Origin of the sequence: Gluconacetobacter brunescens, assembly GCF_048695475.1 — a bacterium.
In the GTDB taxonomy this organism is placed as follows: Bacteria; Pseudomonadota; Alphaproteobacteria; order Acetobacterales; family Acetobacteraceae; genus Gluconacetobacter.
Map to the genome: position 1 here is coordinate 792,246 of NZ_JBLHEN010000002.1, position 15,730 is coordinate 807,975.

A 15,730-nucleotide genomic window follows, 5' to 3' on the forward strand; every position below is an offset into this window, starting at 1 on the left:
TCCTGCGGTCCGTGATCGGCTCACTCCGCCGGACGGATGTCGTCCAGCCGGTCCAGCCGCCGCAGACCGGGGAACAGCCGCATCCACAGCAGCGTGACCGCGATCGTACCGACTCCGCCCAGCACCACGGCCTCCACCGGACCGATCAGGCTGGCGAGCATGCCGCTCTCGAACTCGCCCAACTGGTTCGACGACCCGATGAACAGCATGTTCACCGCCGAAACCCGGCCCCGCATTTCGTCAGGCGTGCGCAACTGCACCAGCGCGCCACGGACCACTACGCTGATCACATCGGCCCCTCCCAGAACCGCCAGGGCCGCCACCGACACCACCAGCGAACGGGACAGGCCAAACACGATGGTGGCAGCACCAAACACGGCGACGGCAGCGAACATCGCCTCACCCGCCCGGCGCCTCAAGGGCCAGCGGGCGAAGATCAGGGCGACCAGCAGCGCCCCCAATGCCGGCGCCATCCGCAGAATACCCAACCCGGTCGGCCCGGCATGCAGGATGGAATCGGCATAGAGCGGCAGCATAGCGGTCGCGCCGCCCAGCAGCACTGCGAATAGGTCGAGCGAGATCGCTCCCATCATCTCGGGATGAGCCCGGATGAAATGGAGCCCTCCCATGACCGTCTCCAGCGTCATGGGCCGCCGAACCCGTGCCGGCGCGTCCAGCCGCATGCAAAGGGTCGCCACCGATGCCAGCCCGAACCCGACCGTGCAGACGCTGTAGCAGATCCCGGCCCCGACACCGTACAACAGGCCGCCCACCGACGGCCCCATGATCGACGCCACCTGGAACAGCGAAGACGACAGCGCGGCCGCGCGCGCAAACAGCGCCGGGGGCACCAGCGCCGGCAGGAACGTCTGCTGGCTTGGCATCTCGAATGCCCGGGCGGTTCCGAACAGCGCGACCATGCCGTAGATCATGCCGGGCGTCAGCCAGCCGCCGAACGACCCGACCGCCATGGCGAACACCCCGCAGGCTTCGAGCATCTGGCAGGTCGCGGTGATGAAGCGTCGGTCGAAATGATCGGCCACATGCCCGGCGACCAGAGTAAAGCAGAACATCGGCATGAACTGCGCCAGCCCGACCCAACCCAGCGCACTCGCGCTATGGGTCAGCATGTAGATCTGCCACCCGACCGCCACGGCCTGAACCTGCGACGAGAACGAGGACAGGGTCCGGGCCGTCAGGAAAACGGCGAATCCCCGGTGGCTGAACAGGCGCGCCGACGGCTGCATGGGGGCGGCGGATAGCGCCCGCGATTCGTCCGCCTGGTCCGAGTGATCTGGCATGGTGGGCGGACAATAGCCCGATAGCGGCCTTTTACCATCCACTGTCTCTCGTGCGCGCCATCACACCCCGGTAATCGGGCGTCCGAGGCCGCGGGTGGTTTGCAAATCCGCCGCCGCACGGGCAAAACCGTTTCATGACAGAGACCGTCCCATCCGCGCCGCTTCCCCCCACGGATTTCGAGACCTTCGCGCGCCTCGACATCCGCGTGGGCACCATCGTGGAGGCCCGCGCCTTTCCCGCTGCCCGCAAGCCGGCCTACCAGTTATGGATCGATTTCGGGCCGCAGATCGGCGTGAAGCGTTCGTCGGCCCAGATCACCGTCCATTACACGCCCGATACACTGGTCGGACGGCAGGTCTGCGCAGTGGTCAACTTCCCTTCGCGCCAGATCGGCCCGTTCCTGAGTGAAGTCCTGACCCTGGGCATGCCCGACACGAAGGGCGACGTCGTCCTGATCAGACCCGACCTGACCGTGCCCGATGGAGGAAAGCTGTTCTGATGGCCACCAACTATGCAACCGTAACCTGGGACCAGCTTCATCGCGATGCCCGCCAACTGGCCGAAATCCTGATCCCGCGCGGTCCTTTCAAGGGGATCGTGGCGGTCACCCGTGGCGGCCTGATCCCTGCGGCCATCATCGCGCGGGAAATCGACTGCCGGCTGATCGAAACGGTCTCGGTCGTGACCTATGACGAGGAAGAACAGGGCCACCCCACGGTGCTGAAGGCGCCCGCCGCTGCCGGTGACGGCGAAGGATTCCTGATCATCGACGATCTGGTCGATTCCGGCGTCACCGCCCAGATCGTGCGCCAACTCCTCCCCAAGGCCTTGTTCGCCTGCCTGTACGCCAAGCCGTCCGGCAAGCCTCTGACCGACCTGTTCGTGGTCGAAGTACCGCAGGAGACCTGGGTCCTGTTCCCGTGGGATACCGCGCCGCTGTTCATCCCACCCCTGGCACGCAAGGGCAGCACGGCAGGCTGAACCGCATGCGGCCATGGGAAAAATTTCGTGGGGCGCTTGTCAGCGCCCTCAAGGACTCATAGCTTCCCCCTGGTTCGGGGCGTGGCGCAGCCTGGTAGCGCGCGTGTTTTGGGTACACGAGGCCCCCGGTTCGAGTCCGGGCGCCCCGACCAGAAAAAAATAAAGGGAGTTTCGTTCCATGCGGGCCCGAATCTACAGGCAGGCAAAGACGGCCACCCAGTCCGGCCAGGCGAATACCCATGACTGGATTCTGGAATACGGACAGACCCAGCCCCGGCAGCAGGATGCGCTGATGGGCTGGACCGGCAGCCGCGACACCCGTTCGCAGTTGCGCCTGCAATTCCCCGACCGCGAAAGCGCCGTCGCCTATGCCGACCGACATGCGGTTCCCTACGATCTGGAACTGCCGGTGGCCCGGGTGCGCAAGCCGAAACTCTACGCCGACAATTTCCGCTACGACCGGGTCCAGAACTGGACGCATTGACCGCGCTCTGGCAGAAGAAACGCCACTGCGCATGCGCCCTTAGCTCAGTTGGATAGAGCAACAGCCTTCTAAGCTGTGGGTCGCTGGTTCGAATCCAGCAGGGCGCGCCAGTAGCAACGCTCTGGTACGCGGGCTGGTCCCTTATCGGCCAGTCCGGCATCCAGGGCGTCGTCAGGTCGTAAATGCGACATGGCGGTTGACTGTAGAAGGCCGCCATGCGGTATCCGTTCGCGGATATGGTTGGCGGTCCATACCGTTCAATCCCGCCGGAGAGGTGGCCGAGTGGTTTAAGGCAGCGGTCTTGAAAACCGCCGTGCGTGCAAGCGTACCGTGGGTTCGAATCCCACCCTCTCCGCCAGAGCCCGCAGAAAACATCCAATCCTGAACATTCGCCACTGCCGGATCCTGCGCGAAACGCGACGACTGCCCTGTTCAGGATTTCGGTGCGGTCGGCTCGTTCACCGTGATGACCGCTTCGTTGGCGAAGGAGATAAGATCCGTCGGCCGGTCCTTGTTCTCCTTCTGGGTCTGGGCGATGCCGGCTGTGAAGGCACGCACTTGCGCCAGTTCCTCGCGCACGTCGTTGAGGATTTCCATCAGGGCCGTATGGTCCTCGATCGCGCGCTGGTCCGTGCCGCGCGCGATAACCGCGTTGCCGACCATCAACGCGGGCAGCGCGACAAGCTGGATGCAGTTGCTGATATAGAGCAGCGGCCCCTGCCATGATGCATTGACCAGCGGCAACAGCGAGAAAACGGTAAACATATAGACGCACCAGATGCTGCCGAACATCACCGTCATCTTGACGGCAAGGCGATCATTGAATGTGTCGATCCATCGCGGCGCGCGCGGCGGCTGGTCGACCCGGTGCCGATCCCGGTAAAACCAGTTGAGCGGCTTCCACGCATGGGGCGATTTCACGGACATAATCCACCTTCCTCTAGGCGACCGATAGGCGCGCCGATCGTTCCCGGCCCCCGCCGTACAGTCAACTCCCTCACACGCGCCGGCTACCAGACGGCAGCGCAGGGCTGCTCCACCCGGATCACCGCACCGGATTCCCGGGATGGTGCGCCACCGCTTCGCTTTCCTCCTTCTCCCCCAGTCTCGTCATATCAAAAGGCCCTGCTCGTTCCGCAGGGCATAGCCGCCGTAACATGACGCCCCCGATCGTTTCGGGCGGCGCGAACAACGCCATGTACCGGGCCGCGAGGATTCTGCCTGATCCCTGCTCCCATATAAGAAGTGTACGGGCAGAGAAATTTAACGAACCGCAACCGGGGAAAGACCTTGCCATGAACGCGACATGATCGTAGCTGTGTCGATGGCAATGCAGAGATGGATGCAATCCGTCGGACTATGGCATATGCGAATATTACGGACCTACATTTGTTATAGTGGGTAACCGCACGGCGCGGCACACCCGGAGGACTGTCATCCCATGATGCGTTCGCTTGATATCGCCAATACGGGCATGCAGGCCCAGACGACGAATGTCGAGACGATTTCCAATAACATTGCCAACATGACCACGACAGGCTATAAGCGGCGTCGCGCTGAATTCCAGGATCTGATCTATCAGGATCTGCGACGGGCCGGAACCATGAGTTCCGATACCGGCGACCTTGTTCCGGCAGGCGCCCAGATCGGCTTGGGTGTCCGCACCGCTGGCATCTACCGGATCAACGAACAGGGCACACTGGAACAGACGGGTAATTCGCTCGATCTCGCGATTGAGGGACGCGGCTATTTCCGCGTGACGCTGCCTTCTGGCGAATATGCCTACACGCGCGACGGAACATTCTCACTGTCGGAAGACGGAACCATCGTGTCGGCGGACGGCTATCCCCTGTCTCCCAACATTTCCCTGCCGAACAATGCCGAGAACATCACCATCGACCAGTCCGGCCAGGTTCAGTACACCCTGTCCGGCCAGACGACAGCCCAGGTCGCAGGTCAGATTCAGCTCGCGACCTTCCAGAATGAAAACGGTCTGGCGGCGATGGGGCAGAACCTGTTCACCGAAACGACTTCGTCAGGCACCGCAAACCTCAGCACGCCCCAGAGCGAAGGCTATGGATCGGTCCGACAGGGCTTCGTGGAAGAGTCATCGGTCAACGTGGTGACCGAAATCACCGACCTGATCACCGCGCAGCGCGCTTATGAAATGAACAGCAAGGTCATCACTGCCTCCGACGAGATGCTGCAGACACTGACGAACCTGAAATAACATGCGGCGGCGTGGGGTCATTGCAGGCATATTCGCGGCGGGCCTGGTGGCAGCATCCGTTGTGCATTCCCAGGCGGCGACACTCCGCAATGCCTCGGTCATCACGTCCGGCACAGTCAGGCTGTCCGACCTCTTCGCCGATCTGGAACCGGGGCAGGACCGCGCCCTGGGGCCGGGCCCTGCGCCCGGCTCCAGCATTCAGGTCGGGGGCGCGCAACTTCTCGCCATTGCTGACGAGTATGGCGTGGACTGGCTCGATCAATCCCCCACGGCCATGGCAACCATTACCCGTGCGAGCCGTGTGCTCGATCAGGCCTATTTCGCCGACCTCGTCAGGCAGAACCTGCCGGAACTCGGCAATGGCCCCGTTTCCATCGACCTCCGCGACTTTCATCCCATGATGGTCGCGCCTGACAACCCAAAGCCGGTCGTACTGTCCGACGTCAAATGGGATCAGCGCAGCGGATGGTTTTCCGCGACTGTCTATCGTGGTCAGCCTACGGGCGATATCACGCAGGATTCCTTCATGCTGACCGGCGTGATCCATGCGGCACGCCGATTGCTGGTTTATTCCCACGCTCTTCCCGCCGGCAGCGTGGTTTCAGCTTCCGACGTCCAGATCGACGAATCCTATGCGGGACACCTTCCCTCAAGGGCCTTCACCGACGAAGCCGATATTGATGGCATGACCGTGACACATGGCGTGGTCGCCGGCTCGGCCGTCCTCGACCAGGATCTCCATCGCACCGTGCTGATGCACAAGGGAGACCCGGCGATGATCACATTCGCCGCTCCGGGCGTTCATCTGACGGCGACCGGCCGCGCACTGGAAGATGGAGGAGCGGGCCAGTATGTGCGTATTCTCAACCTGTCGAGCAGCATGATCGTAACAGGCAGAGTGATCAACGCATCGGAAATCGAGGTCGAGGCAGGGAGCAATCCGGTTCCCTCCGATGGGAATACACTGCGGCGCCTGACGGCGCCTGCGCGCGATGCCTCGCGCGCGAATCTGTCCCTTCGGTAGCGGTCGCATATGCGCTGGAACCTGCCTGCAATGAAACATCCTCTGTCCGGGGCAGTCCTTGCTGGATTACTGTGCCTTTCCGGATGCACCGGGCTCGCCGATATGAGCGAGATCGGCCACCCTCCCCGCATGACGAGAACGTCCGACCCGACCCAGGCGCCCGATTACCGCCCGATCACGATGCCCATGCCGCCACTCCAGCCCCCCCCGACGGAAGTGGGAAGCCTGTGGCGACCAGGGAGCCGCGCCTTTTTCAAGGACCAGCGCGCATCGCAGGTCGGCGACCTGATCACGATCGACGTCAATATCGCCGACAATGCGGCCGTAAGAAACAATACGAGCGCCGCGGGCAGCGGCTCACAGACATTCGGCATTCCGAGCTTCTTTGGCGCCCAGGGCAAGACCCTGTCCAGTTCATCGGCCCTGGACACCAGCAGTGCCAGTGCCAATACGGGTACCGGCACGATCACGCGAAACGAAACGGTCACGCTCGCCCTAGCAGGCACGATTACCCAGGTCCTGCCCAACGGCAATTTCGTCGTCGTGGCCCGCCAGGAAGTCCGCGTGAATGGTGAACTGCGCCAGTTGATGGTCAGCGGCGTCGTCCGGCCGCAAGACATCACCGAAGACAATACCGTCACTCACGACAGGATTGCCGAGGCCCGGATTTCCTACGGTGGCCGCGGCCAGTTGAGCCGGATTCAGACACCGCGTTACGGACAGCAGATTATGGATAGCGTTCTGCCGTTCTAATCCTGTCGTCTCGGAGCCTGACATCCTCGTGCCCCTCCTTGTGCTGCACCAGCCATGGGCGCACCATGACGAAGCATGATCAGCCTCTTCGACCTCTTCAAGATCGGTATCGGCCCGTCCTCGTCCCACACGGTCGGGCCGATGCGCGCAGCCCGGCGCTTCATCGCGCATCTCGACCCCGCGACCCCGATCGCACGGCTGCGCGTCACGCTCTATGGCTCGCTGGCCTGGACCGCCAGCGGCCATGCCACCGACAAGGCCGTTATCCTCGGCCTGGCGGGAGAGGCGCCGGAGAGCGTCGATCCCGATACGGCCGATGACATCGTCCGCCAGATTGGCATCAGCCGCGCACTCCTCGTTCACGGTCGCCCCGTCGCCTTCGACCCTGCCCGCGACATCGTACTGGACCGCGAGACGATCCCGCCCGTCCACCCCAACACATTGCAATTCGAGGCCTTGGCCGCCGATGGTGAGGTGCTGGATACGGCGCGCTTCTGTTCAGTCGGCGGCGGATTCATCGTGCCAGAAGACGCAACGAAACAAGCCGGTTACGCCCTGCCCGACATGCCGCTCGACTTCACCAGCGGCGCCGAACTGCTGGATCGAACGCGCGAAAGCAGCCTGACCATCGCAGGCATCGTCCTGGCCAACGAGAGCGCAATCCGCCCTCAGGCCGAGATCGCAGCCTATCTGGACCGGATCATCGAGACCATGATGGCCTGCGTCGAACGGGGCCTGGTCCAGCAAGGCACGCTACCCGGCCGGATCAAGGTCCGTCGCCGCGCGGCCGCACTGCACGAACGCCTGATGGAACGCGCGCGCCTTAACCAGCGCCCGCCGCATGAGGCGATGGATTGGGTCAGCCTGTTCGCCATCGCGGTAAACGAGGAAAACGCCGCTGGCGGCCGCGTCGTCACCGCCCCCACCAACGGCGCCGCGGGAGTGATCCCGGCCGTACTGCGCTATTACCGTGATTTCTGCCCCGATACCTCGCGCGCCGGCATGCATGATTTCCTGCTGACAGCGGCGGCGGTCGGCGGATTGTTCAAACTCAATGCCTCGATCTCGGGCGCCGAAGTCGGCTGCCAGGGCGAAGTCGGGGTCGCCTCGTCCATGGCGGCTGCGGGCCTGGCGGCCGCACTTGGCGCCACTCCGCACCAGATCGAAAATGCCGCCGAGATCGGCATGGAACATCACCTGGGCATGACCTGCGACCCGGTCGCCGGCTTGGTGCAGATCCCCTGCATCGAACGCAACGCCTTCGGTGCGGTAAAGGCAATCAACGCCGCCTCGCTGGCCATGCACGGCAACGGCGCGCATCATGTCTCGCTGGATCAGGTCATCCGCACGATGGCGGAAACCGGCCGGGACATGAACCACCGCTACAAGGAAACCGCGCTGGGCGGCCTGGCCGTCAATTTCCCGGAATGCTGATCAATCCGTCCGCCTGCGACCTGTCACAGCCATGTATATGATCGCGAAAATTTTTCAGAAGATGAATATTTTCGATGAGACACGTCATTATTATTACAAATCCAACGGCTGGCCATCATAGTCGTTCAAGAATTTCCCGCTTCACACGCTCTCTGGAGCAGGCCGGCCTGCGCACGACGATCGCCCGGACGCATTATCCGGGCCACGCGACCCTCCTGGCCCGCAGCGCCGCCGAGAGCGGAACCTATTCCCACATCGTCGCGGCGGGCGGGGACGGCACGATCGCGGAAGTGTCGGCCGGCATGATCGGCACATCCGCCATCCTGGGCATCCTCCCCCTCGGTTCGGCCAATGTGCTGGCCCACGAATTGAGGATACCCTTCAACGAGATCAGGAACGCCACCCTGATCCATACCGGGCATTTCACGACCATCTGGCCTGGTTATCTCCACACAAACGCCGGAAGCCAGCTTTTCGTGCAGATGGCGAGCATCGGGTTCGACGCCCACATCGTACACGGCACATCGACACGGCTGAAAGCCTGTATCGGACGCGCCGCTTATGCCGTCAGTACGCTTTCATCCCTGTTCCGGTATGAACTGACGGAATTCACGGCACTCATCGATGATATTCCCTACCAGGCGACGACCATCATCGTGTCGAAAGGATCGCTCTACGCCGGAAAATACGAACTGACGCGCCACTCCGCACACAAGGATAAGACATTTTCCGTCATTCTATTCGAAACATCCGGCAGGCTGGCCCTGATGAGGACCATTCTCTCCCTGTTCCTCGGCCGGATCGGAACGCGGAAGGGAATGCGAACCCTGACCGCCGCAACCGTCCAGGTTCCATCCCCCGCCACCATCCCCATCCAGAGTGACGGTGACAGGAAAGGGTTTTCCCCGGTTCATCTCGATATCGCCGCCTCCCCGCTGCGCGTGGCCACGGACCCGGCCCACCGATGACGGAAATGGCGTCCTGATGCCAGACGGACGGCGGAACCCCGCCGACCACCATTACGGCCAGTCCTCTCAGGGGCCGCGATAGACGACGTGCAGTTTATTGCCATTCGGATCGCGCACATAGGCACCGAAATAATCGGGACCATAATGAGGGCGCGGTCCCGGTGCCCCCTCGTCGCCACCGCCATGGGCCATGGCGGCTTCCCAGGCCGCGCGCACCGCGTCGTGACTGTCCGCTACCAGCGCACACATCCAGCCATTGCCTGACGCTGCCGGTCGGCCGTCGAACGGGCGCGTGAGGTAAAGCATCGGCCCCGCCTCGCCCTTGCGCCAGCCGGCAAAGCCCCCGTTCTCGTCTGTCCAGATCCGGGCAATGCCCAGCGGGGCCAGAAATGCGTCGTAGAAGGGGATCGCCCCGACAACGTCGTCGGCGCCAATGGTCACATGACTAAACATTTATCGATCTCCGGTTGGCAATGATCAGGTCTCGACCGGCACATCCTCGAGATCGACGCACCAGCCCGCCTGCGAGGCGGTGAAGATCTGCCGGCGGGGCCGTATGCCGGGGTCGTCATCCAACGTGCCGGCCGGAACGATCATCAGTCGCCCGTTCCGCGTGGCATGCGGAACGGGCGTGCCACAGGCCCGGCAAATCGCGGTGGCGAAGCTGGCGGCCGTCGGCAGGTCCCAGCGCATGACCGCATCCGGATCGCCGGAAAGCCAGACCAGCTCCTCGGGGCGGGCGATCAGGTTGGCGGCAAAGGCCGATCCCGTCGTCTTGCGGCAGCGTCCGCAATGGCACAGCACGAAATCCAGCGGCGCCCCCTCGAGACGATAAATAACGGCGCCGCACAGGCAGCTTCCGGTCAGGGGGCGCGGCGCGTCCAGGCGCCTGTCAGCGGATGACGACATGGATATCGGTCGTCCAGGACTGCCCGAACGGCGTTATGACCAGGATAGAGAAGCGATCCGCACCCAGCGCGCCAGGTGCAGGATGATAGATGGCCCGCACACCCTGCCGAGGCTGCAGGTTGCAGGCGTGCTGCTGGTCGCCGACCGCATAGTTGGAATAGTACGCACCCGGTTCGATCGTCACCGTGCCATGCGCCGGCATATCCCGCACCCGCACCGTGACCTGGCCGACGACCGAACAATCGGGATTCAGCATGAACCATGTATTCACGATGCCGGGCTGGCCGGCGGCCACCACGAAATCCCGCACAAAATGGGCATTGGTGGCCGATCCCGCCGAAACATCGGAACGGGCAATGATCCCATCGGCCCGCCGTTCGACGCAGCCGGCAAGCATGAGGGGCGCAACGAACAGAAGAGGGATGACGGCTCTCATCGGGAACATTCTCCGCGGGGCATGTCCAGAATGTCAGATCCAGGCCTTCCCGTCAGCAGGATGCCCCGCCTTTCACGGATCATGATGACGATTTTAGAATCACCCCCGTTCCCGCGTCATCAACGCCGACGGGTCACCTCATACAGCGCGACCGCCGCAGCATTCGAAACATTCAGGCTTTCCATGTCTCCCGGCATCGCCAGTCCGGCAATCTCGTCGCAATGTTCGCGGGTCAGGCGCCGCAACCCGTCACCCTCGGCCCCCAGGACGAGGGCGGCGCGCCGCTGTCCGAACGTGCCCCCATCCAGCACGCCCCCACCGGCATCCAGCCCCACGACCCAGAAATTCCGCTCCTTCAGCAGATCGAGGGTACGGGCCAGATTCACCACGCGGACCAGCGGCACGACATCCAGCGCGCCAGAGGCCGCCTTGGCCAGGGCCCCCGTCTCGTCAGGCGCATTGCGGTCCATCACCACGACTGCGGCGGCGCCGAACGCCGCAGCCGAACGCAGGATCGCCCCGACATTGCGCGGATCGGTCACCTGATCCAGCAGCAGCAGTGGGCCGGGTCGCTCCACGGCATCCTCGATCGCCAGGGGCGACAGGATGTCGGTCAGGATCGCAACCCCCTGATGCACGGCGTCACGGCCGCACAAAGCCTCGAACCGTGTCCGATCAGCCCGCTGGGGCTGCATCGGCAAGGGCGCCTCCAGCCGCTGGCGCAGGGCGGCCTCCCCCTCTTCGGTCGTCAGGATCTGGCGGATTCGCCGTTCCGGGTTCGCCAGGGCCGCCAGCGCCGGATGCAGGCCATACAGCCAGTATGTACCGCGCGGCGTGGTCCCCCCGCTCCGCCGGGAAGGGCGGGAGGGCTCACGGGCAGCGCTCTCCGCCCGATTATCGGTCGAATGAGAGGCGATTCGGGCGTCCGGACGACGCGGGGGGCGGTTACGCATCTCCTTGATATAGGGCGAACCGCCTTGCCCGTCACGACATGGCGCACGAGAACGCATGACAAGCCCATTGACACGTCCGGCCGATGGCCTTAACCACCCTTCCCAACACGGAAGGGTGCCCGAGTGGCTAAAGGGGGCGGACTGTAAATCCGCTGGCGTACGCCTACGTTGGTTCGAATCCAACCCCTTCCACCATATTTTTCCAAAAAAAAGATGGCGGCAAAATTGTTACAATAATTGTAACAATAAAGACGGAAGAATGCTCGCTTCCCCCGCAATAGCCGATCACTCCGCCGTCAGGCAAAGCCAAGCCATTTCTTTCTGTTACGCCATGCTTGCCCAGCATGATCACACTCATGCATGGAACCGTCGGCTTTGAAGCACCGCAAGCCGGAAATGCATCCTGGCGCTGCCCCTTGCCTTTCCTCAAGCCGCGCTCTATTCCGCCCTGAGAAAACAAGCCGTCAGGTCATGGCCCGGCTTGACAGAGGCCGCCATTCCCAGCATTTTTACTATGCGGTAACAGAAACATGCGATTTCGGTTTCCGAATTACAGCGTCCGTTGCATTCAATGCCTACGGAGACTCGATGACTTGCAGAAAAGCAAGCCAGTTACAGATTCCGCAGGAACTCGTTACGGACAAAGCGCGAAAACCCGTAACGAGTTGCCTGCATAAGTCCATTTAATCGCCTGTATTCCCACGTTGGGTCAACACCATGTCACGTCATCGACACGAATCCGAAAGCCGATCAGGTTAAGATGCTGATACCTCGCCTGTCATTCGGGAAGCTTGTGCATGTTTCGTCAATTCTGATGACACTGCTGCTGGCGATGAACATGCATGCCCTTGCCGGCCACCTGAAGGACGACACCATAGAGGCCGACGACACGACGACGCAGACCCCAGCCCCGCAGAAAGACCAGAGCAGACCCGCGGAAAACACGGAACGCACCGTAAACACTGCGAAGAATGCCACCGAAGGGTGGACCTCGATTCTCTATTCGGACGAACATGACGTGGCAAAGCGCGCCACGGACCCGGCCGTTCCGGCTGCGACCGCGACACCCACTCCCCGTTCCGCCGAACTCTGCCTGGACGAAAATTGCCCTCCTGTGGTGTCGACGGCAACGGCGGTGAAGTCGAGACAGAGCGCCGATCCCGAAGTCGCCAAGGCGGAAGCTGATCTGGTCCAGAACATTCTGACAAGACAATCCACCTTCGACGACGAACAGAAAAACCTGGAAGAACAGAAGCATATCCTCGACGCGGCCCAGGCAGCGCTCAATGAAAAGATGCGAACCCTGGACAGTTCGATGGCGGCCCTTGCCGAGCGACAGGCCGCGCATCGTGAAACGATGTCGGCCGAGACAGACAGGCTGGTCAGGATCTACGAGGAAATGCCTCCCAAGGAAGCTGCGGCGGTGTTCAACATCATGGACATCCACGTACTGGTTTCCGTCGCGAACAAGATGAGCCCGCGAAAGATATCGGCCGTCATGGGGTATATGATGCCCGAGCGAGTCAATATCGTTTCGCAATACATGGCGGGGGTCAGAACATTCCGTCCCCTCCGCACGTCTCTCGATGGCATGGCCGGACAGCCCGTGGATTCGGCAGCATTGGCCTGGCCACCCAAATCCAGGGCCGATCAGAGGCAATCCGAACAGGGCGCCCTGAAACTGTCGCGCCAGTGATCCACCTCCCCCTGGCGAACCACTTGACAACAGTTCGTCCGTTTTGGAAATAATCACACCCGATATTGGGGCCTGTTACTTCTACAGCTGCCGCAACGCGAATCGGTTTCTGCCCGAATGTTTTGTACGGGAAAAATGATGCCGCCGGTTGTGAAGGCGTGCGCGCGCAGGCATATTCGGCATCATTTCCGTGCGGCATTCTGGAACGACCAGACACCATGCGACCGGAATGCAGTCTTACTGAAGGGCAGGAACGGGCAGTCATGACAATCAGGCGCGGAGCGATGGTGCTGATGACCACACTTCTCGCGGGCTGTTCCGCCGATACAGTCGCCCGGCACCTCACGGGCCGCGAGTGCAATGCCGGCTACATCCAGGAAGGGGAGGATTGGTGCGCGCCGCCGGAAAGGCCGCCCGTTCCGCAGCCTTACTGCACCCAAAGCTGGAACGGCGTGGATTGCTGGGGCCGCCCGGACCAGATGCCGAATGTTGCGCGGGAAGTGGCCCAGGGGCCGACCGGCCTGACTCAGGACCAGAACGCGGACCGGCTGAACATGAACGTCAAACAGGCGCCGCCGACCAACGACTACATCCCTTGAGCCCACGGGACAGGACTCACGTTCCTGAACAGGAGCCCCGAAGGCAACCCGCCTTCCAATCGCCGCATGACGGAATCCGGTTTTTTTCGGGTTTTCGTCATGAATTGGCGTTTCTCCCTTCCTGAGAAGACCGGCTGCGCTATGATGGCGGCACAGTGCTTCCGGATCGCGTTGATGCGCCTGACAGCGCGGTGGCAATGCGAACTGCAGAGATTTCGAATGATCAAACTCCCTGGGGATACCATGAGTTCCCGGCCCGGCACTGTATCAACGTAGCGGTTTTCTTATGCAGAATTTTTTGGCTGGCCTTAAGGGGCTCGGGCGTACGCGATTGATGGTGATGGGGGCTGCCGCAGCAGTCCTCCTTGCGGCAATCGGTCTCTTCGCCTTCCGGGGCGGCGGCCAGTCAATGGCCCTTCTGTATGGTGGCGTCGACCTCAATGAGGCCGCCCATATGGTCGAAGACCTGACCAAGGCACATATTCCCAACCGCACGAGCAACGACGGCACCAGCATCTACGTGCCACAGGATCAGGTCGCCAGCGCGCGCCTGCTGCTGGCCAAGGATGGCCTGCCAAGCGGCGGAAGCGTCGGATACGAACTGTTCGACAAGAGCGCCACACTCACCAGCACGCAGTTCGAGCAGACAATCAACGAAACCCGGGCCATGGAAGGCGAACTGGAGCGGTCCATTCGTCTCCTGCAGGGGGTGCGAAACGTCCGGGTTCATCTCGTCCTTCCCCACCGCGACCTGTTCTCGACCCAGACCAGCCCCTCCCAGGCCAGCGTGGTGCTCGATATCGGCCGCGGCGGGCGCATCGCGCCAGACGGCATCCAGGCCATCCAGAACCTCGTGGCGGCGGCCGTGCCCGGCCTGCGTCCGCAGAATATCTCGATTGTCGATACGCGCGGTGACGTCCTGGCCAAGCCAGGCGATCCCGACAGCCCGGATGGCCAGGCCACCTCCCTCGAGAAATTCCGCCACGCCGAAGAACAGCGCCTTACCCAGGCCGCCGAAGAGATCCTGATTCCCACGCTGGGCAGCGGCCATGTCCGCGCGCGCGCGGCCGTTACCATCAATACCGACGAAATTCGCGAAACCGAGGAAAATTACGACCCCAATCAGCAGGTCCTGAGATCGCAGCAGACGACGTCCGACAAAAGCGTCAATACCGAAGCGACACCAAACACCACGGTGGGGAACAATCTGCCGAATGCCAATGCGAACCAGAACAATCGCACCGGCTCCAATGATGACCGCGAGGAAGAGACCGACAATTACGAGATCGGCAAGCGGGTCCGGGTCATAAGCCAGACCCGCCCTCGTGTCGCCAGGATCAGTCTGGCCGTTCTGGTCGACGGCACATACAGCAAGGACAAGGCCGGCAACGACGTCTGGAAGCCGCTGGATACCACCGAGGTCGAAAGACTGACGGCCCTGGTCAGGACGGCTGTCGGCTATGACAAGGGCCGTGGCGACGAGGTCAATGTCGTCTCCATGCGCTTCATGGCAGAACCGGAAGGCGCTTTCGGCGCGGAGCGTTCCAGCCTGTTCACACGCGATACCCTGATTTACGTCGCCGAGTGGGTCGTTCCCATTCTCCTGGCGGTCGGGGCCATCTTCCTGGCGATCCGTCCCATTCTGCGGCGCGGCAAGACTCTGCCGGATCTCCTCCCGACGACGCATCTGGAGACGCTGCCGGGCGCATCTCCCGCCGGCGGCGCCGCCGTCGGCCAGATTCCAGGGCAGCCAGGCCCGGCCCTGGCCGCCGTCGAAGGCAATGGAGACGACACGGTTGCCATCGAGGGGATCGAAGGAAAACTCCAGATGGCCGCCCTTACGAAAGTGTCGGATCGCATAGAGCAGAGCCCTCGCGAGACCATCTTCATCATCCGCAACTGGCTCGCCACGCCGGATATCAAGAAAGGACGGGACCGTGAGTGACAGCGCGATGGAAGCC

At 62.6% G+C, this 15,730-nt stretch carries 18 protein-coding genes and 4 tRNA genes; 15 read left to right on the top strand and 7 right to left on the bottom strand.

The features are described from left to right. Positions 1-20 precede the first annotated feature (20 nt). The gene (locus ACMAUO_RS15860; protein WP_420357903.1) at positions 21-1,301 is read right to left on the bottom strand and encodes an MFS transporter; all 1,281 of its coding nucleotides are present in this window, start codon (positions 1,299-1,301) and stop codon (positions 21-23) included. A 134-nt stretch (positions 1,302-1,435) separates the two neighbouring features. Here ACMAUO_RS15860 and ACMAUO_RS15865 point away from each other — a divergent pair, with 134 nt between their 5' ends. The 6 genes from ACMAUO_RS15865 (at position 1,436) to ACMAUO_RS15890 (ending at position 3,125) form a co-directional block, all read left to right on the top strand. Beyond that, a complete protein-coding gene (locus ACMAUO_RS15865) occupies positions 1,436-1,801 on the top strand; it encodes a tRNA-binding protein (protein ID WP_420357904.1) in 366 nt (121 codons plus the stop codon). Further along, positions 1,801-2,283, top strand: a complete 483-nt coding sequence (gene gpt, locus ACMAUO_RS15870) for a xanthine phosphoribosyltransferase (RefSeq protein WP_420357905.1) — start codon at positions 1,801-1,803, stop codon at positions 2,281-2,283. Before ACMAUO_RS15865 ends, gpt begins: the two co-directional genes overlap by 1 nt. Positions 2,284-2,358: 75 nt before the next feature. Then, positions 2,359-2,435 (top strand) — tRNA-Pro (locus ACMAUO_RS15875). 26 nt (positions 2,436-2,461) lie between these two features. Then, complete coding sequence (locus tag ACMAUO_RS15880) at positions 2,462-2,767, top strand: ETC complex I subunit (RefSeq protein ID WP_420357906.1); 306 nt, start codon at positions 2,462-2,464, stop codon at positions 2,765-2,767. Between the two features lie 33 nt (positions 2,768-2,800). Beyond that, a tRNA-Arg gene (locus ACMAUO_RS15885) sits at positions 2,801-2,877 on the top strand. A 158-nt stretch (positions 2,878-3,035) separates the two neighbouring features. After that, positions 3,036-3,125, top strand: a tRNA-Ser gene (locus ACMAUO_RS15890). Positions 3,126-3,199: 74 nt separating this feature from the next. Here ACMAUO_RS15890 and ACMAUO_RS15895 read toward each other — a convergent pair. After that, positions 3,200-3,568 carry a hypothetical protein gene (locus ACMAUO_RS15895; RefSeq protein ID WP_420358296.1) on the bottom strand — a complete coding sequence of 123 codons (369 nt, stop codon included), beginning with the start codon at positions 3,566-3,568 and terminating at the stop codon, positions 3,200-3,202. 643 nt (positions 3,569-4,211) lie between these two features. Between ACMAUO_RS15895 and flgG the strand changes: the two genes are divergently transcribed. From flgG to ACMAUO_RS15920, 5 genes are all read left to right on the top strand, one after another. Continuing rightward, positions 4,212-4,997 (top strand): flagellar basal-body rod protein FlgG, encoded by a 786-nt coding sequence (flgG, locus tag ACMAUO_RS15900; RefSeq protein ID WP_174787910.1) that lies wholly within the window; start codon positions 4,212-4,214, stop codon positions 4,995-4,997. Between the two features lie 46 nt (positions 4,998-5,043). Further along, positions 5,044-6,021: a flagellar basal body P-ring formation chaperone FlgA gene (flgA, locus tag ACMAUO_RS15905; protein WP_420357907.1), complete on the top strand. Its 978-nt coding sequence runs from the start codon at positions 5,044-5,046 to the stop codon at positions 6,019-6,021. A 9-nt stretch (positions 6,022-6,030) separates the two neighbouring features. Next, positions 6,031-6,774, top strand: coding sequence for a flagellar basal body L-ring protein FlgH (flgH, locus tag ACMAUO_RS15910; RefSeq protein WP_420357908.1), 744 nt, complete (start codon positions 6,031-6,033; stop codon positions 6,772-6,774). Positions 6,775-6,849: 75 nt separating this feature from the next. Continuing rightward, positions 6,850-8,208, top strand: a complete 1,359-nt coding sequence (locus ACMAUO_RS15915) for an L-serine ammonia-lyase (RefSeq protein ID WP_420357909.1) — start codon at positions 6,850-6,852, stop codon at positions 8,206-8,208. Between the two features lie 74 nt (positions 8,209-8,282). Further along, on the top strand, positions 8,283-9,176 hold the full coding sequence (locus tag ACMAUO_RS15920; protein ID WP_420357910.1) for a diacylglycerol/lipid kinase family protein: 894 nt from the start codon (positions 8,283-8,285) through the stop codon (positions 9,174-9,176). Between the two features lie 66 nt (positions 9,177-9,242). On the opposite strand, the gene ACMAUO_RS15925 is transcribed toward ACMAUO_RS15920, so the two are convergent. From ACMAUO_RS15925 to ACMAUO_RS15940, 4 genes are all read right to left on the bottom strand, one after another. Further along, entirely contained in the window at positions 9,243-9,629 is a 387-nt protein-coding gene (locus tag ACMAUO_RS15925) for a VOC family protein (protein ID WP_420357911.1), read from the bottom strand. Positions 9,630-9,653: 24 nt separating this feature from the next. Next, positions 9,654-10,085 carry a GFA family protein gene (locus ACMAUO_RS15930; RefSeq protein ID WP_420357912.1) on the bottom strand — a complete coding sequence of 144 codons (432 nt, stop codon included), beginning with the start codon at positions 10,083-10,085 and terminating at the stop codon, positions 9,654-9,656. Beyond that, positions 10,069-10,521 carry a hypothetical protein gene (locus ACMAUO_RS15935; protein ID WP_420357913.1) on the bottom strand — a complete coding sequence of 151 codons (453 nt, stop codon included), beginning with the start codon at positions 10,519-10,521 and terminating at the stop codon, positions 10,069-10,071. The genes ACMAUO_RS15930 and ACMAUO_RS15935 overlap by 17 nt, the downstream gene beginning before the upstream one ends. Positions 10,522-10,640: 119 nt before the next feature. Then, entirely contained in the window at positions 10,641-11,531 is an 891-nt protein-coding gene (locus tag ACMAUO_RS15940; RefSeq protein ID WP_420357914.1) for a TrmH family RNA methyltransferase, read from the bottom strand. Positions 11,532-11,583: 52 nt separating this feature from the next. On the opposite strand from ACMAUO_RS15940, the gene ACMAUO_RS15945 reads away from it, so the two are divergent. Then, positions 11,584-11,669: transfer RNA gene (locus ACMAUO_RS15945), tRNA-Tyr, on the top strand. Here ACMAUO_RS15945 and ACMAUO_RS15950 read toward each other — a convergent pair. Continuing rightward, entirely contained in the window at positions 11,638-11,832 is a 195-nt protein-coding gene (locus tag ACMAUO_RS15950) for a hypothetical protein (RefSeq protein ID WP_420357915.1), read from the bottom strand. The genes ACMAUO_RS15945 and ACMAUO_RS15950 overlap by 32 nt on opposite strands. Before the next feature lie 456 nt (positions 11,833-12,288). Between ACMAUO_RS15950 and ACMAUO_RS15955 the strand changes: the two genes are divergently transcribed. From ACMAUO_RS15955 to fliF, 3 genes are all read left to right on the top strand, one after another. Further along, positions 12,289-13,170 carry a MotE family protein gene (locus ACMAUO_RS15955; protein WP_420357916.1) on the top strand — a complete coding sequence of 294 codons (882 nt, stop codon included), beginning with the start codon at positions 12,289-12,291 and terminating at the stop codon, positions 13,168-13,170. Positions 13,171-13,433: 263 nt separating this feature from the next. Next, complete coding sequence (locus ACMAUO_RS15960; protein ID WP_420357917.1) at positions 13,434-13,769, top strand: hypothetical protein; 336 nt, start codon at positions 13,434-13,436, stop codon at positions 13,767-13,769. A gap of 340 nt (positions 13,770-14,109) precedes the next feature. Continuing rightward, on the top strand, positions 14,110-15,714 hold the full coding sequence (gene fliF / locus ACMAUO_RS15965; protein ID WP_420358297.1) for a flagellar basal-body MS-ring/collar protein FliF: 1,605 nt from the start codon (positions 14,110-14,112) through the stop codon (positions 15,712-15,714). Positions 15,715-15,730: the final 16 nt, after the last annotated feature.